Source organism: Stenotrophomonas sp. Marseille-Q4652, assembly GCF_916618915.1.
Taxonomy (GTDB): Bacteria; Pseudomonadota; Gammaproteobacteria; order Xanthomonadales; family Xanthomonadaceae; genus Stenotrophomonas.
This window is the reverse complement of sequence record NZ_CAKAKE010000001.1, coordinates 59,443-78,932: the sequence shown is the minus strand read 5'-3', so window position 1 is coordinate 78,932 and position 19,490 is coordinate 59,443. Positions and strand designations below refer to the sequence as shown.

At 68.8% G+C, this 19,490-nt stretch carries 13 protein-coding genes and 1 pseudogene; 7 read left to right on the top strand and 7 right to left on the bottom strand.

The annotated features are described in order from the left end of the window. Positions 1-64: 64 nt before the first annotated feature. On the top strand, positions 65-493 hold the full coding sequence (locus LG380_RS00345) for an organic hydroperoxide resistance protein (RefSeq protein ID WP_225763072.1): 429 nt from the start codon (positions 65-67) through the stop codon (positions 491-493). Positions 494-547: 54 nt separating this feature from the next. Then, positions 548-1,480 carry an alpha/beta hydrolase gene (locus tag LG380_RS00340; RefSeq protein ID WP_225763071.1) on the top strand — a complete coding sequence of 311 codons (933 nt, stop codon included), beginning with the start codon at positions 548-550 and terminating at the stop codon, positions 1,478-1,480. Positions 1,481-1,577: 97 nt separating this feature from the next. On the opposite strand, the gene LG380_RS00335 is transcribed toward LG380_RS00340, so the two are convergent. Both LG380_RS00335 and aspS read right to left on the bottom strand, forming a co-directional pair. Then, positions 1,578-2,096 carry a GNAT family N-acetyltransferase gene (locus LG380_RS00335; RefSeq protein ID WP_225766383.1) on the bottom strand — a complete coding sequence of 173 codons (519 nt, stop codon included), beginning with the start codon at positions 2,094-2,096 and terminating at the stop codon, positions 1,578-1,580. Positions 2,097-2,187: 91 nt separating this feature from the next. Continuing rightward, positions 2,188-3,948, bottom strand: coding sequence for an aspartate--tRNA ligase (gene aspS / locus LG380_RS00330; RefSeq protein ID WP_225763070.1), 1,761 nt, complete (start codon positions 3,946-3,948; stop codon positions 2,188-2,190). A 181-nt stretch (positions 3,949-4,129) separates the two neighbouring features. On the opposite strand from aspS, the gene LG380_RS00325 reads away from it, so the two are divergent. Further along, positions 4,130-5,047: a DUF3011 domain-containing protein gene (locus tag LG380_RS00325; protein ID WP_225763069.1), complete on the top strand. Its 918-nt coding sequence runs from the start codon at positions 4,130-4,132 to the stop codon at positions 5,045-5,047. Between the two features lie 71 nt (positions 5,048-5,118). On the opposite strand, the gene LG380_RS00320 is transcribed toward LG380_RS00325, so the two are convergent. Beyond that, on the bottom strand, positions 5,119-5,763 hold the full coding sequence (locus tag LG380_RS00320) for a hypothetical protein (RefSeq protein ID WP_225763068.1): 645 nt from the start codon (positions 5,761-5,763) through the stop codon (positions 5,119-5,121). Positions 5,764-5,855: 92 nt separating this feature from the next. After that, on the bottom strand, positions 5,856-6,770 hold the full coding sequence (gene bla, locus LG380_RS00315; protein ID WP_225763067.1) for a class A beta-lactamase: 915 nt from the start codon (positions 6,768-6,770) through the stop codon (positions 5,856-5,858). 174 nt (positions 6,771-6,944) lie between these two features. Between bla and LG380_RS00305 the strand changes: the two are divergent. Then, positions 6,945-7,820 (top strand): annotated as a pseudogene (locus tag LG380_RS00305) (LysR family transcriptional regulator). Between the two features lie 18 nt (positions 7,821-7,838). On the opposite strand, the gene LG380_RS00300 reads toward LG380_RS00305, so the two are convergent. Further along, positions 7,839-9,719 (bottom strand): ABC-F family ATP-binding cassette domain-containing protein, encoded by a 1,881-nt coding sequence (locus LG380_RS00300; protein WP_225763066.1) that lies wholly within the window; start codon positions 9,717-9,719, stop codon positions 7,839-7,841. A gap of 302 nt (positions 9,720-10,021) precedes the next feature. Between LG380_RS00300 and LG380_RS00295 the strand changes: the two genes are divergently transcribed. Both LG380_RS00295 and ybaL read left to right on the top strand, forming a co-directional pair. After that, a complete protein-coding gene (locus LG380_RS00295; protein WP_225763065.1) occupies positions 10,022-12,409 on the top strand; it encodes a TonB-dependent receptor in 2,388 nt (795 codons plus the stop codon). A gap of 164 nt (positions 12,410-12,573) precedes the next feature. Beyond that, a complete protein-coding gene (ybaL, locus tag LG380_RS00290) occupies positions 12,574-14,274 on the top strand; it encodes a YbaL family putative K(+) efflux transporter (protein ID WP_225763064.1) in 1,701 nt (566 codons plus the stop codon). A gap of 89 nt (positions 14,275-14,363) precedes the next feature. Here the strand turns inward: ybaL and LG380_RS00285 are convergent, their stop codons facing one another. Next, positions 14,364-15,689, bottom strand: a complete 1,326-nt coding sequence (locus tag LG380_RS00285; RefSeq protein ID WP_225763063.1) for an aminotransferase class I/II-fold pyridoxal phosphate-dependent enzyme — start codon at positions 15,687-15,689, stop codon at positions 14,364-14,366. Between the two features lie 189 nt (positions 15,690-15,878). Next, positions 15,879-18,464, bottom strand: a complete 2,586-nt coding sequence (gene clpB, locus LG380_RS00280; protein ID WP_225763062.1) for an ATP-dependent chaperone ClpB — start codon at positions 18,462-18,464, stop codon at positions 15,879-15,881. Between the two features lie 243 nt (positions 18,465-18,707). Here clpB and otsB point away from each other — a divergent pair, with 243 nt between their 5' ends. Beyond that, positions 18,708-19,454 carry a trehalose-phosphatase gene (gene otsB, locus LG380_RS00275; protein ID WP_225763061.1) on the top strand — a complete coding sequence of 249 codons (747 nt, stop codon included), beginning with the start codon at positions 18,708-18,710 and terminating at the stop codon, positions 19,452-19,454. The last annotated feature ends 36 nt before the right edge of the window (positions 19,455-19,490 follow it).

Sequence of the window (19,490 nt, the reverse complement as noted above, 5' to 3'; positions counted from 1 at the left end):
GCCCCGGGCACGCAAAGTACACCTGCCGGGACACACCGGCGACCCCAGACCAAAGGACGCAACCATGACCATCGAAAAGATCCTCTACACCGCCACCGCCACCGCTACCGGCGGCCGCGAAGGCCAGGCCCGCTCTCCGGACGGCGCGCTGGCGGTGAAGCTTTCCACCCCGCGCGAGCTCGGCGGCGCCGGCGGCGACGGCACCAACCCCGAACAACTGTTCGCCGCCGGCTACTCCGCCTGCTTCCTGGGGGCCCTGAAGTTCGTCGCCGCCAGGCAGAAGGTCGCGCTGCCGGCCGACACCTCGGTCACCGGCAAGGTCGGCATCGGCCAGATCCCGACCGGCTTCGGCATCCAGGCCGAACTGACCATCACCGCCCCGGGCGTGGCCCGCGAGCAGCTGCAGTCGCTGGTCGAACAGGCCCACGTCGTCTGCCCCTATTCCAATGCAACCCGCGGTAACATCGACGTGAGCCTGGTCATCGCCGACTGAAGCCCTGCCCGCCCTTCCCCTCGCCCCACCCACCCTCCCTGCCGGAGATTTCCCATGAATGCACTGAGTCGCACCCTCGCCGCCAGCGTCATCGCCGTTGCCACCCAGGCCGGCATCACCGCCGAAGCCGCCACGCCCATCGCCGTCGTCCGTACCGCCAGCACCATCACCACCGCCGACGGCGTGCAGCTCTACTACAAGGACTGGGGCCCGAAGGACGGCCCGGTCGTGACCTTCAGCCACGGCTGGCCGCTCAACTCGGACAGCTGGGAATCGCAGATGATCTTCCTGGCCGAGAAGGGCTACCGCGTCATCGCCCATGACCGCCGCGGCCATGGCCGCTCCAGCCAGCCGTGGGACGGCAACGACATGGACCACTACGCCGACGACCTGGCCACGGTGATCGACACCCTCGGCGTCAAGGACGTCACCCTGGTCGGCTTTTCCACCGGTGGCGGCGAAGTGGCGCGCTACATCGGCCGCCACGGCACGGCGAAGGTGAAGAAGGCGGTGCTGGTCAGCTCGGTGCCGCCGCTGATGCTCAGGACGGCCGACAATCCGGGCGGCCTGCCGATCGGGGTGTTCGACGGCTTCCGCGCCGCGCAGCTGGCCAACCGCGCCGAGTTCTACCGCCAGATCGCCTCCGGCCCGTTCTACGGCTTCAACCGTCCCGGCGCCAAGGTTTCGCAGGGCCTGATCGATGCCTGGTGGGCGCAGGGCATGATGGCCGGGCACAAGAACACGTACGACTCGATCGCTGCGTTCTCGGCCACTGATTTCCGCGCCGACCTGGCCAAATTCGACATCCCGACCCTGGTGATCCACGGCGACGACGACCAGGTGGTGCCAATCGATGCATCCGGCCGCGCCTCCGCCGCGCTGGTCAAGGGCGCCAGGCTGCTGGTCTACCCCGGCGCCCCGCACGGCCTGACCGATACCCACAAGGACCGCCTCAACCAGGACCTGCTGGACTTCCTGCGCGAATAAGCGCGGCCAGCACCGGATCCAGCCCACGGCACCGTGTGGTGTCGTGGGCTTTCGCGTCGGTCAGCGCCTGCGCCGGGACCGGGGCCGCAGTGACAACTCAGCCGGCGGCGGCCTCGCGCCGCAGGATGAACTCCACGTCGCGCACGCGGCCGACCGGGAATTCGTAGGTGCCCACGCAATCGAAGCCGAAGCGGGCGTAGAAGCGCTGCGCGCCGAAGTTTTCCGACCACACGCCGATCCAGAGCGTGCGCGGGGCGTCGCGCAGCAACCAGGCCTCGGCCTCCTTGAACAGGCGGCTGCCCCAGCCACCGCCCTGGTGCGAGGCCAACACGTACAGACGCTTCAGTTCGCCATCGCCGGGCTGGACCTCCGGATGCGGCAGGCCACACGGGCCGGCCGCGGCATGGCCCACGGCCACGCCGTCCTCCTCCAGCAGCCACACCGCGTAATCGGGATGGCCCAGGATCACCGCCTGCTTGTCGACCGCGTAGGCATCGGCCAGGAAGAAGTCCAGGTCCTCGCGTGGATACAGGTGGCCGAAGGTCTCGGTGAAGGTACGCGCGGCCAGGTCGGACAGCGTTGCCGCGTCGTCCACGCCTGCCCTGCGGATTGTCATTGCCATGGCTGCCTCCCCGACAAACACGCCACCGCCGCAGGCGCGGCGACGGCACAAACGACCGGGGCACCTTGCGGTGCCCCGGAGGATCTTACTGCTGCTTCGGTGCCGCTTCGCGGACCCGCACGTGGACCTCGGCCAGCTGCTCGTCGGCAATCGGCGAGGGCGCATCGGTCATCAGGCACTGCGCGCCGGTGGTCTTGGGGAACGGGATCACATCGCGGATCGACTCGGTGCCGGCCATCAGCGCGGCGATGCGGTCGATGCCGAAGGCGATGCCGCCGTGCGGCGGGGCGCCGTAGTTCAGCGCGTCGAGCAGGAAGCCGAACTTGGCGCGGGCTTCCTCGGCACCGATGCCCAGCAGCTCGAACACCGCGCTCTGCATGTCGGGGCGGTGGATACGGATCGAACCGCCACCGATCTCGTTGCCGTTGAGCACCATGTCATAGCCGCGCGACACCGCGGTGCGGGCATTGGCGCGCAGGTCCTCGATCGAGTCCACGGCCGGCGCGGTGAAGGGGTGATGCAGGGCGACGTAGCGCTGCTCCTCCTCGTCCCATTCGAACATCGGGAAGTCGGTGACCCACAGCGGGCGCCAGCCCTCGGCGACCAGGCCAAACTCCTTGCCGGCCTTCAGGCGCAGGGCGCCCATGAAGTCGGAGACCTTGTTGTAGGCACCGGCACCGAAGAACACGATGTCGCCGTTGCCGGCACCGACGTGCCTGAGCAGCGCGGCGAACGCTTCCTCATCGAAAAACTTCTGGATCGGCGAGCTGACCGCACCGGCCTCGTCGATCTTGATGTAGGCCAGGCCCTTGGCACCGAACTTGGCGGCATGGGCGGCGTACTCGTCGATCTGCTTGCGGCTCAGGGTGGCGCCGCCCGGGATGCGCAGCGCGGCGACGCGGCCGAACTCGTCATTGGCCGCGGCGGTGAACACGGCAAAGCCGCTGTCCTTGACCAGCTCGGCGACATCGACCAGTTCCAGGCCGATGCGCAGGTCCGGCTTGTCCGAACCGAAGCGGCGCATCGCCTCGGCCCAGGTCAGGCGCGGGAACTGCGCATCGAGCTCGACGTCGACCACTTCCTTGAAGATGGCGCGGATCATTTCCTCGACGAAGTCCTGGATGTCGCGCTCGCGGACGAAGGCGAACTCCATGTCCAGCTGGGTGAACTCCAGCTGGCGGTCGGCGCGCAGGGCCTCGTCGCGGAAGCAGCGCGCGACCTGGTAGTAGCGGTCGAAGCCGGCCACCATCAGGATCTGCTTGAACAGCTGCGGGCTCTGCGGCAGGGCGTAGAACTCGCCCGGATGCATGCGCGCCGGGACCAGGAAGTCACGCGCGCCTTCCGGGGTGGCCTTGGTCAGGATCGGGGTCTCGATGTCCTGGAAGCCGCGGGCATCGAGGTGGCGGCGCAGCGCCTGCACCAGCTTGATGCGGGTGCGCTGCATGCGCTGCATTTCCGGACGGCGCAGGTCCAGGTAGCGGTACTTCAGGCGGGTGTCCTCGCCCGGGTTCTCGTGGGCGTGGAACGGCAGCGGCGCGGCCTTGTTGAGGATGGTGATCTTCGAGGCAATGACCTCGACCTTGCCGGTCTTGATCTTGTCGTTGACCGCATGACGCGCACGCACCACGCCCTCGACCTGGAGCACGTCCTCGTAGCCCAGCGAGGCGGCCACGGCGAAGACCCCGGCATTGTCGATCTCGACGGTGACCTGGACGATGCCTTCGTGGTCGCGCAGGTCGATGAAGACCACGCCACCCTGGTTGCGGGCCACGTCGGTCCAGCCGGCGAGGGTGACGGTTTGGCCGATCAAGGTCTCATCGACCAGGCCACAGAAATGGGTACGCATCGAAAGCTCCGCAGGTAGCCGGCGCGCGCGGGCGCCGCAAGTGGGGGACACGGCCGGAGGCCGGTCAAGCCGGGTATTTTGCGGCCGGGGCACGGCCGGGGCAAATCAGCCCCGCTCATGCGCGGTAAACAAGCCGCCCGCCTATATTCCGGCACCACCATCGCGCACCAAGGACGTCGCCATGATCCGCCCGCTGCTGACCGCCTCCCTGGCCCTGGCACTCGCCATGGCCGCTGCCCCCGCCCCCGCCCAGAGCCGCGCCCCCGAGAACCTGCGCAGCGTGCCGGTTCCGGTCCGGGTGCAGATGATCGAGCGCGAATACGCCAGCCAGTCGCGTGGCCGCCAGATCAGCGACGACCAGCTGGAGTACTACCTGGACCGGGTCAACGCCGGCTGGGGCTTCTCCCGGGTCAGCCAGGACATTGCCACCTCGCTGCGCGGCAATGGCAACTGGCGTCCCGGCGCCGGCTGGAACCAGCAGGCCGTCACCTGTTCCAGCAACGACCGCCGCCATCGCGAGTGCCAGACGCCTTTCCGCGGCCGCGCGGTGCTGGTGGAGAACATCTCCAGCACCGCCTGCGTGGAAGGCCGCAACTGGGGCAGCGGCAACGGCGTGATCTGGGTCGACGGTGGCTGCCGTGGCCGCTTTGCCCCGGCCGGCGGCTGGGGTGCGGGGGGGAACGCGGGCAACACCGGCGGCACCCTCCGCTGCGAAAGCCAGGACCGCCGCGAGCGCACCTGCCCCACCCCCGGGTGGCGTGGCGCCACCCTGGTCCGCCAGCTGTCGGGCACCCGTTGCGTGGAAGGCAGCAACTGGGGCTGGCGTAGCGGCGTGCTGTGGGTCAGCAACGGCTGCCGCGGCGAATTCGCTGCCGGCCGCGGTGGCTGGGGCGGCAATGCCGGCCCGGGCAACTACAGCGTGAGCTGCAGCAGCGAGAACAACCGCCAGCGTTCCTGCGCCTGGGACCGCCGCCAGGGCCGACCGGTGGTGGTCGAGCAGATCTCCAAGACCCGCTGCGTGGAAGGCCGCAACTGGGGCTACGAGGGCAATGCGATCTGGGTCAACGGCGGCTGCCGGGCGCGTTTCGGCGCGCGCTGAGCCAACGCAGACCCGGACATGGAAAGGGCGCCATCTGGCGCCCTTTTCCTTTTGTCTGGAGTGGGTACAGCTCAGTCCTGCGCGCCCCACGGTGCCGGCGGCAGTTCGACCGGCTGGCCCAGGTCGAACTCGACCTGGAACAGGCGGCCGCCCGGGCGCGAGAGTTCGTAGAGGAAGCGCTTGCCCGACTCGATTTCCATCGCCCAGGTATTGCTGACCGAGGCGGACAGGCCCTCGCGCTCGAACATCGCCACCGAATCGGCATCGACCGGGAACTCCTGGCGCATCGCCGTGCCCGCCTGCGCGGTGTCGCCGCCATACAGGGTGGAGGCATCCGGACTGCCGTCCTCGTGGCGATGGTCGTGCTTCAGGCGCAGGCCGTCGTCGGTGCGGGTCAGGATCCAGGTGCGCGAGTGGTCGTCGCCGACATGGAAGGGAATGCGCAGCTCGCGCGCGGGCTCGCTGCAGCCACGCACGTGCATGACCAGCGGCTTGCCCTCGAAGGCATCCGGCGTCCCGGTCTGCGGCTCGTTGGCAACGATGCGCCCGGCGAATGCTTTGCCGCAGTGGGCGGCGATGGCGGCGAGGAAGGCATCGGCAGGCGCGGGCGCCTGCGCGGACGGCGCGTGTTCGGCAGTGACCGCGGTATCGGCAGGCTTGCTGCAGGCCACCAGGGCCAGGGCAAGGACGGGAGCAAGGCAGGAGATCCGGTTCATTCTCCCACCCTAGCGGCGCGCCGGCGGGCGGGCAACGCAGGACCGCAGCACGAGGCATCCCGAGGCATGCATGCCACCGCGGCGTCAGCGGATCAGCCGATCAGCGCATCGGCCAGCTGGCCTGCCCGCGCCAGCACCGCGTCGCGCTGGTCGCTGTCGACCGTGGCGCCCTGCAGGTACGCGCTCACCACCCATGGCGCGCCACCGGAACGTGGCCACAGCACGGCGACATCGTTGCGCGTGTCCTTTCCATCGCTGCCGGTCTTGTCGCCTACCCGCCAGCGCGGCCCCAGGCCGGCACGCAGGCACGTATCGCCGGTGGCGTTGTCGATCAGCCAGTCGGCCAGCTGCTGGCGGGCGGCCGGCGACAGCGCATCGCCCACCGCGAAGCGGGCCAGGCTGGCCGCCATCACCGCCGGGCTGGTGGTGTCGCGCGGGTCATCCGGGGCGAAGGCATTCATCTCCGGCTCCAGGCGATCGCTGCGGGTGACCGCATCGCCGTGTGCGCGCAGGAACGCGGTCAGTGCCGGCGGGCCACCCATCAGCCCGAACAGCAGGTTGGCGGCCGGGTTGTCGCTGGTGGTCATGGTGGCCCGGCACAGGTCGCGCACGGTGAGGTCCTTGCCGACATGGCGCCTGGTGAGCGGCGCATGGGGCACCAGGTCGGCTTCGCGCACGGCAATGCGCTGGTCCAGCGACCACTGGCCGCGATCAACCCCGGCAAGCACGGCCGCGGCCAGCAGCGCCTTGAAGGTGCTGCACATCGGGAAGCGCTCGTCCTGCCGATGGCCCACACGGCGGCCGCTGCCGGTATCCAGGATGCAGACGCCCAGGCCCCCGCCGCTGGCCGCTTCCAGCGCGGCGAAGTCGGCGGCGCTTGCAATCGCCAACGGATCACCAGCGCGTGCGGGCGGCGTGGCCGCGGGCGCACCGCCGGCCATCGGGGGCAGCAGCGCGGAGGCGACGGTGGCCCCGCCCAGTTGCAGGAATCGGCGACGGGCAAGCATGCAGCTGCTCCTTGATGAGGTGGACCCGATTATTGGAGGCCGGCACGGGCGCGACCAGCGCAGGTTTTCAGCGGGAGCCATGAGCTGGATGTGTGACAGCGCCACATCCAACACCGGAAAGCGACAGCAGCTAGCATCCATCCATCATCCCCGCTCACACCTCGGCCTGACCTGATGTCGCGCCCGCCGCTTCCGCTCAATGCCCTGCGCGCCTTCGAGGCCGCCGCCCGGCACAGAACTTCACCCGTGCAGCGCTGGAGCTGTGCGTAAGCCACGCCGCGCTCAGCCACCAGATCCGGGCGCTGGAGGACCGGCTGGGCAGTCGCCTGTTCCACCGGCTGCCGCGCGGGGTGGCGCTGACCGACGAGGGCGCGGCGCTGTATCCGGTATTGAACGAATCCTTCGACCGCATCGCGCTGGCGATGGGCCGCTTCATCGGCGGTGACGGCCGCGAGGTGTTGACGGTGGCGTGGTCGGCACCTTCGCCACCGGCTGGCTGCTGCCGCGGCTGGCGGCGTTCGAGGCCGCGCATCCGGACATCGAGCTGCGCCTGCAGACCCACAACAACCGCATCGACCTGGCTGGCGAAGGCCTGGACCCGGCGATCCGCTTCGGTGACGGCGACTGGCAGGGACAGGCCTGCACGCCGGTGCTGGAAACCCGTTCGCGCCGCTGTGCGCGCCGGCGCTGGCGCGTCGCCTGCGCAGCCCGCATGACCTGGCCCGGGTGCCGCTGCTGCGTTCCTACCGCAGCGACGAATGGCCGCGCTGGCTGCAGGCCGCCGGCGTGCCGGAGGTGGAAGCACGCGGGCCGGTGTTCGATTCCCCGCTGACCCTGGCCGCGGCGGCCGCCGGTGGCAGTGGCGTGGCCCTGTTGCCGCTGCGCATGTTCGAGCAGGAGCTGGGCGAAGGTCGCCTGCTGCAGCCCTTCGCTACCACGCTGGAGCTTGGCCGCTACTGGCTCACCCGCCTGCGTTCGCGCGCCGAGCGCGAACCAGCACGACGCTTCCGGCTGTGGCGGCAGGCGCAGGGCGCGGTGGACGCGCCCTGAAACCTGCCCGGTGCTGCCTCAGTCGAGCAGCTCCATCCACACCGATTCGGCCTGCTCCAGTTGTTCGGCCAGGCTCTGCCGCTCGCTGCCCAGCCGCGCCATCTTCGCCGCGTCGGCGTAGTTGGCCGGATCGGCCAGCTGCGCATCCAGCGCCGCCAGCGCATCGGTCAGCTCGCTGACCTTTGCTTCGGCGGAGGCGAGCTTGTGCGGGTTGACCGGCTTCTTCGCGCCCGCCGGTCTGGCCGGCGCAACCGCCACCGGCGCCACCGCGGGTGCCGGTTCTGACTTCTCCACGCGGTCGGCCTTGCTGCGTGCGCCCTGGGCACTGGCGCGGGTACGCAGCCACGCCGCGTATTCGTCCAGGTCGCCGGCAAATGGCTCGACCACGCCGTCGGCCACGCGCCAGAACGTGTCGCAGACCAGGCCGATCAGGTGGCGGTCATGGCTGACCATCACGATCGCGCCCTCGAAGATGCTCAGCGCTTCGGCCAGCGCCTCGCGCATTTCCAGGTCAAGGTGGTTGGTCGGTTCGTCCAGCAGCAGCACGTTGGGCTTCTGCCAGGCGATCAGCGCCAGCGCCAGGCGCGCACGCTCGCCGCCGGAGAAGCCGTCCACGGTCTCGAACGCGCGGTCGCCGGGGAAGTTCCACTTGCCGAGGAAGTCGCGGAAGGTCTGGTTGACGCCTTCCGGATCGATCTCGCGGAAGTGGTCCATCGGCGTCTGCCCTTCGTGCAGCGACTCGACCGTGTGCTGGGCGAAGTAGCCGATCTTCATGTCCGGGTGCGCGCTGCGCTCGCCGGCCATCGGGGCCAGCTCGCCGACCAGGGTCTTGACCAGGGTCGTCTTGCCCGCGCCGTTGGGGCCCAGCAGGCCCACGCGCTGGCCGGCTTCCAGGCCAAAACCGACGTCGTTGAGGATCACCGCGCCCGGGCCGTAGCCGGCCTGCACGTGGTTGAGGCGGATCAGCGAGAACGGCAGCTTGCTCGGCTCGGAGAACTCGATGCGGAACTCGCGCTCGGCGCGCACCGCCTCGGTGCCGGTCATCTTGGCCAGGCGCTTCATGCGGCTCTGCGCCTGGGTAGCCTTGGACGCCTGCGCCTTGAAGCGGTCGATGAAGCTCTGCAGGTGGGCGCGTTCGGCCTGTTCCTTCTCGTGCGCGATCTGCTGCTGGCGCAGGTGCTCGGCGCGCTGGCGCTCGAAGTCGGTGTAACCGCCGGTGTACAGCCTGGCGGTGCCGGCGTGCAGGTGCAGGGTGTGGGTGGCGACGTTGTCCAGGAACTCGCGGTCATGGCTGATCAGCAGCAGCGTGCCCGGGTACTTGAGCAGCCACTGTTCCAGCCAGTACACCGCGTCCAGGTCGAGGTGGTTGGTCGGTTCGTCGAGCAGCAGCAGGTCCGAGGGCATCATCAGCGCGCGGGCCAGGTTCAGGCGCGCGCGCCAGCCACCGGAGAACTCGGCCACGGCGCGGTCATGGGTCTCGGCCGGGAAGCCCAGGCCGTGCAGCAGCTTGCCGGCGCGCGCCTCGGCGTCATAGGCACCGATCTCGGCCATCTTCTGGTGCGCATTGGCCACGGCTTCCCAGTCCTCGCGCGCGGTTGCGTCCGCTTCTTCCTTCAGCACCGCGGCGACCATGTCATCGCCGCCGAGCACGAAGTCGATCGCCCGGTCGGGCAGCGCCGGGGTTTCCTGGGCCACGTCGGCGATACGGATCTTGCCCGGCAGCGACACGTCGCCCTTGTCGGCTTCCAGCTCGCCGCGCACGGCGGCAAACAGGCTGGACTTGCCCGCGCCGTTGCGGCCAACCACGCCCACCCGGTAACCGGCATGCAGGGTGAGGTCGACGTTGGACAGCAGCAGCCGTTCGCCACGGCGCAGGGCGAAATTACGCAGGGAAATCATTGGGGGATCCGTTAGAACGAAAGGGAATGTGCATGTGAGCGACATTCCTGCGACGCGATTCTAGCGGTTACCAATACTGCCGTGACCTGGCCCTGCCCGTGGGCGGGAGCAACGCGTCGCGAGGGGAACCGCGCCGGCGCCGCGCTCCAGCCCTCACCCTGCCGGCAAAAAAGCTTTCACAGGCAACCATTTACATGGTTCCGAACGGAGGGCGGGGCGTGCCAGACTCCGGCCGTCGTGGGCGCAGGCGTGCCCATGCCAGGTCTACCACCGCTGCACCGTCCCCTACCGGAGCCGTAACGATGACTTGCAGGACCCATACGCTCGCCGCCGCCGTTGCGCTGGCGCTGGCTGCGCCCCTCTCTCCCGTTTTCGCCCAGGTCCAGGCCGGCAACGCGCAGACCCTGGATACGGTGATCGTCACCGGCACCCGGGTCAGCGACCGCACCGTGGCCGAATCGCAGTCGCCGATCGACATCATCACCCCCGAAACCCTGGCCGCCACCGGCACCACCGAGCTGGCCACCGCGCTGTCGCGCGCCCTGCCCTCGCTGAACTTCCCGCGTCCTGCCCTGGTGGACGGCACCAGCGCGATCCGCCCGGCGCAGCTGCGTGGCCTGTCGCCGGACCAGGTGCTGGTGCTGGTCAACGGCAAGCGCCGCCACACTTCCTCGCTGCTCAACCTCAACGGTTCGATCGGCCGCGGCTCGGCGCCGGTGGACCTCAACACCATCCCGGTCTCGGCCATTGCCCGCGTGGAGGTGCTGCGCGACGGCGCCTCGGCCCAGTACGGCTCCGATGCGATTGCCGGCGTGGTCAACGTGGTGCTCAAGGGCGCGGAGGGCGGTGGCAGCCTGGTCGCCAACTACGGCCAGTACTCGGCCGGGGACGGCAAGCAGGCGCAACTGGCCGGCGATGCCGGCATCGCCCTGGGCGAGCGCGGCTTCCTGCACGTGGCCGGGCAGACCGGGCAGCAGGACCTGACCAACCGCGCCCGCCCCTTCGCCGGCACGCCCGGCCCGACCCAGCCGGCGCTGGGTCAGAAGGCCTTCGTGATCGGCGAGCCGGAAGTGGACTTCAGCGCGCTCTCGCTCAATGCCGAGTACGCGCTGGGCGAGCACGCCACCGCCTATGCCTTCAGCACCCTCAGCAACCGCGACATCACCTCGTTCGCGTTCTTCCGCGCCCCGGGCAACCCGACCCAGAACGTGCCGTCGATCTACCCCGACGGCTTCCTGCCGGAAATCAACAACGTCTCGCGCGACCGCTCGCTGGTGGTGGGCGTGCGCGGCCGCAGCGCCGGCGGCTGGAACTGGGATGCCAGCTTCAATCACGGCTACAACAACCTCGAGTTCTATACCCGCAACACGCTCAACGCCTCGATCGGCGCCAGCTCGCCGACCTCGTTCTACGACGGCGCGCTGGAGACCACGCAGAACATCGCCAACCTGGACTTCAGCAAGGCGCTGGACTGGGGCCTGGCCTATCCGGTAACGCTGTCCTTCGGCGCCGAGTTCCGCAACGAGAAGTGGAACCAGTCGCCAGGTGTGGAGGGCTCGTACAGCCAGCCCGACCTGAGCCGCCCGGGCGGCGCGCAGGGCTTTGGCGGTTTCGCGCCCAGCGTCTCTGGCCACTACAAGCGTGACAGCCACGCCGCCTACCTGGGCCTGGAGGCGGACTTCACCGACAGGTTCTCCGGTGGCGCCGCGGTGCGCTACGAGGACTACCAGGACTTCGGCAGCGAGGTCTCGGGCAAGCTGTCCGGGCGCTTCGCCTTCAGCGACGTGGTGGCGTTGCGCGGCACCGTGGCCAGCGGCTTCCGCGCACCCTCGCTGGCCCAGCAGAACTTCCAGACGGTGAGCACCACCTACCTGGCCGGCATCCCGACCCCGTTCGAAATCCGCACCTTCCCGGCCTCCAGTGCCGTGGCGCAGGCCTTCGGCGCCGAGCCGCTGCAGCCGGAAGAGTCGCTGTCCTGGAGCCTGGGCCTGGTGCTGCAGCCGGCGCAGGCGCTTTACGTCACCATCGATGCCTACCAGATCGACGTCGACGACCGCATCGTGCTGTCGTCCAACCTGACCGGCGATGCGGTTCGCAACCTGCTCCAGTCGCAGGGCATCTACGGCGTCAACGGCGGCCGCTACTTCACCAACGCCATCGACACCCGCACCCGCGGCGTGGACGTGGTCGGCAGCTACCGCTTCGATTTCGGCGCCAGCAGCCTGGACCTGACCGCCGGCTACAACTACTCCGAGACCGAGGTGACGCGCATCGCACCGAACCCGCCGGAACTGCAGGGCAACGGCCTGAGCCTGGAGCGCATCGACCGCACCGAGCGCGGCCGCATCGAGGAAGGCTTCCCGCGCACCAAGTTCCTGGCCAACGGCACCTGGCACCTGGAGCACTGGGATCTCTCGCTGGGTGCCACCCGCTACGGCAGCGTGACCACCCGCACCGCCTCGCCGGCCAACGACCAGACCTACGACGCCAAATGGTTGGTTGATGCCTCGGTGAGCTACCGCCCCGACCAGAACTGGACGATCACCGTGGGCGCGGACAACCTGCTCAACGAGTACCCGGACGAGAACACCTTCGCCAACTCGACCAATGGGCAGTTCCCGTACAGCAACCTGTCGCCGTTCGGATTCAACGGCGCCTTTGCCTACGGGCGCATCGCCTACCGCTGGTAAGCCCACGCCTTCCGCACGCGCAACAGCGTGCGGGAGGCCTACCGCGACGGGCGAGCCACCCGACTGAATCCGGAAGCAGGTCGTAAATTTTTTACTTTCGCCACAGTGGCTTGCGGGATTGAGCCGTTAGAATCGGGACATCCCCCAATTCATCGCGAGCCCCGATGCACCATGACACCGACCTGATCAACATCGTCGCCGTCGGCCTGGGCATCGCCTTCATACTCGGCGCCCTGGCGAACCGGCTGCGCCTGTCTCCCCTGGTCGGTTACCTGGCCGCCGGCGTGCTCGTCGGCCCCTTCACCCCCGGATTCGTCGCCGACCAGGCGCTGGCCAATCAGCTGGCCGAACTGGGCGTGATGCTGCTGATGTTCGGCGTGGGCCTGCACTTCTCGCTGAAGGACCTGATGTCGGTCAAGTCGATCGCCATCCCCGGCGCCGTGGCCCAGATCACCGTGGCCACCCTGCTCGGCTGGGGCGTGGCCCTGCTGATGGGCTGGCCGCACCTGCATGGCCTGGTCTTCGGTTTCTCGCTGGCCACCGCCTCGACCGTGGTGCTGCTGCGGGCGATGGAGGAGCGCCGCCTGCTGGAAACCACCCGCGGCAAGATCGCCGTCGGCTGGCTGATCGTCGAGGACCTGGCCTGCGTGCTGGCGCTGGTGATGATGCCGGTGATTGCCGATGTGTTCGGCCCCGGTGCCGAGGGCACGCAGAGCGTGGGCGGGGTGCTCGGCAAGATCGGCTGGACCTTCGTGCAGCTGGGCCTGTTCGTGGCGGTGATGCTGCTGGTCGGGCGCCGGGTCATTCCGTGGGTGCTGGAGCGGATCGCCGGTACCGGCTCGCGCGAGTTGTTCACCCTGTCGGTGCTGGCCATCGCCTTGGGCGTTGCCTTCGGCGCGGCCGCGCTGTTCGGCGTGTCATTCGCGCTGGGCGCATTCTTCGCCGGAATGATGCTCAACGAGTCCGAGCTGAGCCACAAGGCCGCGCACGACTGGCTGCCACTGCGAGACGCATTCGCGGTGCTGTTCTTCGTCTCGGTGGGCATGCTGTTCGACCCGATGATCCTGGTCCAGCACCCGTGGCAGGTGCTGGCGACGGTGCTGATCATCATGTTCGGCAAATCGGCCGCGGCGTTCTTCATCGTCCGCGCATTCGGCCACTCCAAGGGCACCGCGCTGACCATTTCCGCCTCGCTGGCGCAGATCGGCGAGTTTGCCTTCATCATCGCCGGCCTCGGCGTGGGCCTGAAGATCCTGCCGCCGGAAGGCCAGTCGCTGGTGCTGGCCGGCGCACTGGTGTCGATCATGCTCAACCCGATCGTGTTCGGCCTGCTCGACCGCTGGCTGGCGCGCCACGCCGAGAAGACCCCGGTCATGGCGGAAGTCCCGGACATGCCGCCCGGCCCGTCGCTGGATCTGCACGACCACGCCATCGTGATTGGCTACGGCCGCGTCGGCAGCCACCTGGCCCAGGTGCTCCGCGATCGCGGCGTGCCGGTGCTGGCCATCGACGACAACCGCGAGCACGTGCTGCGCGCCCACGCCGCCGGCATCCCGGCGATCCGCGGCAGTGCCGCTGCCGACCGCGTGCTGGCCGAGGCCCATCCGGACCTCGCCAAGATCGCGATCCTGGCGATCCCGCAGCCGCTGGAATCGGGCGAGGCACTGGCCAAGCTGCGTGCGCTCAACCCCAACCTGACCCTGCTGGCGCGCGCCCACAGCGATGCCGAGGTCAAGCACCTGCTCGAGCACGGCGCCGACGGCACGGTGATGGCCGAGCGCGAGCTGGCGCATTCGCTGGCCGAGATGGTCATGGCCACCCCGCCCTACCGTTCGATGGGCCAGCACGGCATTCCAGTGGTCTGAAACGGGACTGCCGCCGGATCGCTCCAGCGGCAGCCATGACGTTCAAAAGCCAATGCTCCGGTTGTTCCGGGGCATCTTCATGGCGGACTTCAGGCGGGCACTGCATGGGCGCTCGCGGCTCCCTGTCCTACCGCCACCGCCAGCGCCTGGTCCAGATCGGCGAGCAGGTCGTCGATGTGCTCGATGCCCACGCACAGGCGCACCGTGTCCTCGCTGACGCCAGCACGGTGCAGCTCCTCGACCGACAGCTGGCGGTGGGTGGTCGAAGCCGGATGGGTGGCCAGCGACTTGGCGTCGCCGATGTTCACCAGCCGGGTGAACAACTGCAGCGCATCGAGGAATCGCGCGCCGGCCTCGCGGCCGCCGGGCAGGCCGAAGGTCAGCAGGCCAGAGGCACCGCCGTCGCGCAGGATGCGCTGGGCCAGCGCGTGGTCCGGATGGCCCTCCAGACCGGCGTAATTGACCCAGGCCGCGGCAGGGTGCTGCTGCAGGTGGCGGGCCACGGCCAGAGTATTGGCGTTGATGCGGTCCATGCGCAGTGGCAGCGTCTCGATCCCCTGCAGGATCAGGAACGCATTGAAGGGCGAGATCGCCGCGCCGGTATTGCGCAGCGGCACCACCCGGGCGCGACCGATGAACGCGGCCGGGCCCAGTGCCTCGGTATAGATGACCCCGTGGTAGCTCGGGTCAGGGGTGTTGAGGCGCGGGAAGCGCTGCGCATGGTCGGCCCAGTGGAAGCGTCCGGAATCGACGATCGCCCCGCCCAGGCTGGTGCCATGGCCGCCCAGGTACTTGGTCAGCGAGTGCACGACGATGTCGGCGCCGTGCTCGAACGGCCGCAGCAGGTAGGGCGTGGCCACGGTGTTGTCGACGATCAGTGGCACCCCGGCCGCATGCGCGACCTGCGCCAGCGCGGCAATGTCGGTGACGTTGCCGCGCGGATTGCCGATCGACTCGACGAATACCGCCTTGGTCTTCTCGTCGATCAGCGCGGCGAACGCGGCTGGATCGTCGCTGGCGGCGAAGCGCACCTGGATGCCGAACTGCGGCAGCGTGTGCGCCAGCAGGTTGTAGGTGCCGCCATACAGCGCACTGGCGGAAACGATGTTGTCACCGGCCTCGGCGATGGTCTGGATTGCATAGGCAACCGCCGCCTGGCCCGAGGCCAGCGCCAGCGCGCCGATGCCGCCCTCCAGCGCCGCCAGCCGCTGCTCGAGCACGTCGGTGGTCGGGTTCATGATCCGCGTGTAGATGTTGCCCGGCACCTTGAGGTCGAACAGGTCCGCGCCGTGCTGGGTGTCATCGAAGGCATAGGCCACGGTCTGATAGATCGGCACTGCTACCGCGCGGGTGGTCGGGTCCGGGCTGTAGCCGCCATGCACGGCGATGGTCTCGGGCTTCCAGTTCGTTGACATCGCTCTATCCGGATAAATGGATGGAGTGACAGCCTAGCGCCATCGATGGCGTCTGGAAGCGTCGGTTTCGGATGTGACCGATAACCCGTCGGCATCAGCACATGCCCGGTTGGCATCGCCGCGCTGGTCGGCGCACAAACGGAGCGGGCCCCGGCATTGCCGGGGCCCGTTGGTGATGCGATGTCGAAATCAGCGCTTGCCGAAAGCCAGCGTGCCACCGCTGGCGTCCACGGCGATGATGTCGCCGCTGGCGAACTCCCCGGCAAGGATCTTCTGCGCCAGCGGGTTCTCCAGCTGGGCCTGGATCGCACGCTTGAGCGGGCGTGCGCCATACACCGGGTCGAAGCCGACGTTGCCGAGCAGCTCGAATGCCGCATCGCTCACGTCCAGCTTCAGCCCACGCTCGGCCAGGCGCTTCTCCAGGCCGCGCATCTGGATGCGGGCGATCTGCTTGATCTGGCTCTTGTCCAGCGGATGGAACACGACGATGTCGTCCAGGCGGTTGATGAACTCCGGACGGAAGTGCGCCTGCACCACGCCCATCACCGCAGCCTTCATCTGCACATAGGCTTCCGGGCTGTCATCGCTGCCCATGTCCTGGATCTGGTGCGAGCCCAGATTGGAGGTCATCACGATGACGGTGTTGCGGAAGTCCACGGTGCGGCCCTGGCCATCGGTCAGGCGGCCGTCGTCGAGCACCTGCAGCAGGATGTTGAACACGTCCGGATGCGCCTTCTCCACCTCGTCGAGCAGGATCAGCGAATACGGGCGGCGGCGCACGGCCTCGGTCAGGTAGCCACCTTCCTCGTAGCCGACGTAGCCCGGAGGCGCGCCGATCAGCCGGGCAACGCTGTGCTTCTCCATGAACTCGCTCATGTCGATGCGGATCATCGCGTCGGCGCTGTCGAACAGGAACTCGGCCAGCGACTTGCACAGCTCGGTCTTGCCCACGCCGGTCGGGCCGAGGAACAGGAACGAACCGCCCGGGCGGTTGGGATCGGACAGACCGGCACGCGAGCGGCGCACCGCGTCGGACACGACCTTGATCGCTTCCTCCTGACCAACCACGCGCTGGTGCAGCACGTCCTCCATGCGCAGCAGCTTGTCGCGCTCGCCCTCGAGCATCTTGCTGACCGGAATGCCGGTCCAGCGCGACACCACCTCGGCGATTTCCTCGGCGGTCACGCGGTCCTGCACCAGCTTGAAGTCCTTGCGCTCGACTTCCTGCGCGGCAGCCAGCTGCTTCTCCAGCTGCGGCAGCGTGCCGTACTGGATCTCGCTCATCCTGGCGAAGTCCTGGCGGCGCTGCGCGGCCTCCAGCTCGACCCTGGCCTGCTCGATCTGCTCCTTGATCTTCGTTGCGCCCTGCAGCGCGGCCTTCTCCGACTTCCACACCTCGTTGAGGTCGGAGAACTCGCGCTCCAGTCCCTCGATGTCGGCTTCCAGGTCGGCCAGGCGCTTGCGCGAGGCCTCGTCCTTCTCCTTCTTCAGCATCTCGCGCTGGATCTTGAGCTGGATCAGGCGGCGCTCGAGGCGATCCAGCTCCTCGGGCTTGGAGTCGATCTCCATGCGGATGCGCGAGGCTGCTTCGTCCATCAGGTCGATGGCCTTGTCCGGCAGCTGGCGGTCGGCGATGTAGCGATGGCTGAGCGTGGCCGCGGCAACGATCGCCGGGTCGGTGATCTCCACGCCATGGTGCACGGCGTACTTTTCCTTCAGGCCGCGCAGGATGGCGATGGTGTCCTCCACCGTCGGCTCGCCGACGAACACCTTCTGGAAGCGGCGCTCCAGTGCGGCGTCCTTCTCCACGTACTTGCGGTACTCATCGAGCGTGGTGGCGCCGATGCAGTGCAGCTCGCCGCGCGCCAGCGCCGGCTTGAGCATGTTCCCGGCATCCATCGCGCCGTCGGCCTTGCCGGCACCGACCATGGTGTGCAGCTCGTCGATGAACAGGATGATCTGGCCTTCGTTCTTGGCCAGGTCATTGAGCACGGCCTTGAGCCGCTCCTCGAACTCGCCGCGGAACTTGGCGCCGGCGATCAGCGCGCCCATGTCCAGGCTCAGCACGCGCTTGCCGCGCAGGCCCTCGGGCACTTCCTCGTTGACGATGCGCTGGGCCAGGCCCTCGACGATGGCGGTCTTGCCGACGCCGGGCTCGCCGATCAGCACCGGATTGTTCTTGGTGCGGCGCTGCAGGACCTGGATGGTGCGGCGGATTTCCTCGTCGCGGCCGATCACCGGATCGAGCTTGCCGCTCTCGGCACGCGCGGTCAGGTCGATCGTGTACTTCTCCAGCGCCTGGCGCTGCTCTTCCGCGTTCTCGCTCTGCACGCTTTCACCTCCGCGCAGCCTGTCGATGGCCGCCTCGAGCTTCTTCTTGTCGGCACCGGCCGAGCGCAGCGCCATGCCCAGCGCGCCGCCTTCATCGGCAGCGGCCAGCACGAACCACTCGCTGGCGATGAACTGGTCGTTGTGCTGCTGGGCCAGCTTGTCGGTCTGGTTGAGCAGGCGGGTCAGGTCGTTGCCGATGGACAGGTTGCCCTCCTGGCCGGAGACCCTGGGCAGCTTGTCCAGCGCCTCGTCCAGGCGCTCGCGCAGCACCGGCACGTTGACGCCGGCCTGTGCCAGCAGCGGGCGGGTGCTGCCGCCGGCCTGGTCCAGCAGCGCGCTGAACACATGGACCGGTTCGATGATGTTGTGGTCACGGCCGACGGCCAGCGACTGGGCGTCGGCCAGGGCCTTCTGGAAGTTGGAGGTGAGCTTGTCCATCCGCATGGCGGGATCCCTGTCTGAGAAGCCGGTCGTGCCGGCGCTAACCATCAAATGCGGTTGGGGCCAAGGGTTTCAAGGTCTTGGAATCCGGCCAGGGCGCCCCAGTCAACCTCGTTCCTTCCCCTACTCCACGGGCCGTGAACACTACGCAGGCAGCGGCGCATACCGGCCGGCCCGGGACGGAACGCACGGCTGATCGCTGTGCCCTAACCATTCGCTCACGGGCCTGGTGGCATTGTGAATGGCATGGCTATCGCTCCTTCTTCCAGCCATCCTCCCTTGCTGGACACCCGCTGTGCGCTGTTCCTGGATGTGGATGGCACGCTGATCGAATTCGCTGACGACCCTGCCTGCGTGCACCTGTTGCCGCAGGTACGGGAGGACATCGGGCGCATCAGCGACCGGCTCGACGGCGCAGTAGCGCTGGTCAGTGGCCGGCCGCTGTCGCAGCTCGACGCCCTGTTCGCGCCCCTGCAATTACCCGCTGCCGGCCTGCACGGCCACCAGATGCGCGCCTCGCAACATGCCGAACAGGCCGCGCAACTGGCACCGGAGTGGCTGCACGAGCTGCACCAGAAGGCCATGGTCTACGCGCACGCGCGCCCGGGCGTGCTGGTCGAGGACAAGGGCGTCAGCCTGGCCCTGCACTGGCGCGGCGCACCCGAGCTGGGCGAGGAGATCACCCGCCTGGCCCACGAGCACCTGCCTTCCGATGCCGGCTACCGGCTGCAGCCCGGTGACCACGTCATCGAATACGTGCCGGCCGGGGCCGACAAGGGCCGCGCGGTCGAGCAACTGATGCAGTACGCCACGTTCAAGGGCCGCACCCCGGTCTACGTGGGCGATGACCTCACCGACGAATACGGATTTGCCGCGGCCAACGCGCTGGGCGGCTGGAGCGTGCTGGTCGGTGCGCGCGACTCCACCGCCGCCGGCTGGCGACTGGAGGATCCAGCGGCGGTCCACGCCTGGCTGCGTGACAACGCGCGGTGATCCGGCGTCCATGACTCATGCAATGACAGGAACACA

What these genes read in the sequence shown, in the direction of transcription:
- LG380_RS00345 (WP_225763072.1), top strand. Translation starts at nt 65, where the DNA reads ATGACCATCGAAAAGATCCTCTACACCGCCACCGCCACCGCTACCGGC.
- LG380_RS00340 (WP_225763071.1), top strand. Translation starts at nt 548, where the DNA reads ATGAATGCACTGAGTCGCACCCTCGCCGCCAGCGTCATCGCCGTTGCC.
- LG380_RS00335 (WP_225766383.1), bottom strand. Translation starts at nt 2,096, where the DNA reads ATGACAATCCGCAGGGCAGGCGTGGACGACGCGGCAACGCTGTCCGAC.
- aspS (WP_225763070.1), bottom strand. Translation starts at nt 3,948, where the DNA reads ATGCGTACCCATTTCTGTGGCCTGGTCGATGAGACCTTGATCGGCCAA.
- LG380_RS00325 (WP_225763069.1), top strand. Translation starts at nt 4,130, where the DNA reads ATGATCCGCCCGCTGCTGACCGCCTCCCTGGCCCTGGCACTCGCCATG.
- LG380_RS00320 (WP_225763068.1), bottom strand. Translation starts at nt 5,763, where the DNA reads ATGAACCGGATCTCCTGCCTTGCTCCCGTCCTTGCCCTGGCCCTGGTG.
- bla (WP_225763067.1), bottom strand. Translation starts at nt 6,770, where the DNA reads ATGCTTGCCCGTCGCCGATTCCTGCAACTGGGCGGGGCCACCGTCGCC.
- LG380_RS00300 (WP_225763066.1), bottom strand. Translation starts at nt 9,719, where the DNA reads ATGATTTCCCTGCGTAATTTCGCCCTGCGCCGTGGCGAACGGCTGCTG.
- LG380_RS00295 (WP_225763065.1), top strand. Translation starts at nt 10,022, where the DNA reads ATGACTTGCAGGACCCATACGCTCGCCGCCGCCGTTGCGCTGGCGCTG.
- ybaL (WP_225763064.1), top strand. Translation starts at nt 12,574, where the DNA reads ATGCACCATGACACCGACCTGATCAACATCGTCGCCGTCGGCCTGGGC.
- LG380_RS00285 (WP_225763063.1), bottom strand. Translation starts at nt 15,689, where the DNA reads ATGTCAACGAACTGGAAGCCCGAGACCATCGCCGTGCATGGCGGCTAC.
- clpB (WP_225763062.1), bottom strand. Translation starts at nt 18,464, where the DNA reads ATGCGGATGGACAAGCTCACCTCCAACTTCCAGAAGGCCCTGGCCGAC.
- otsB (WP_225763061.1), top strand. Translation starts at nt 18,708, where the DNA reads ATGGCTATCGCTCCTTCTTCCAGCCATCCTCCCTTGCTGGACACCCGC.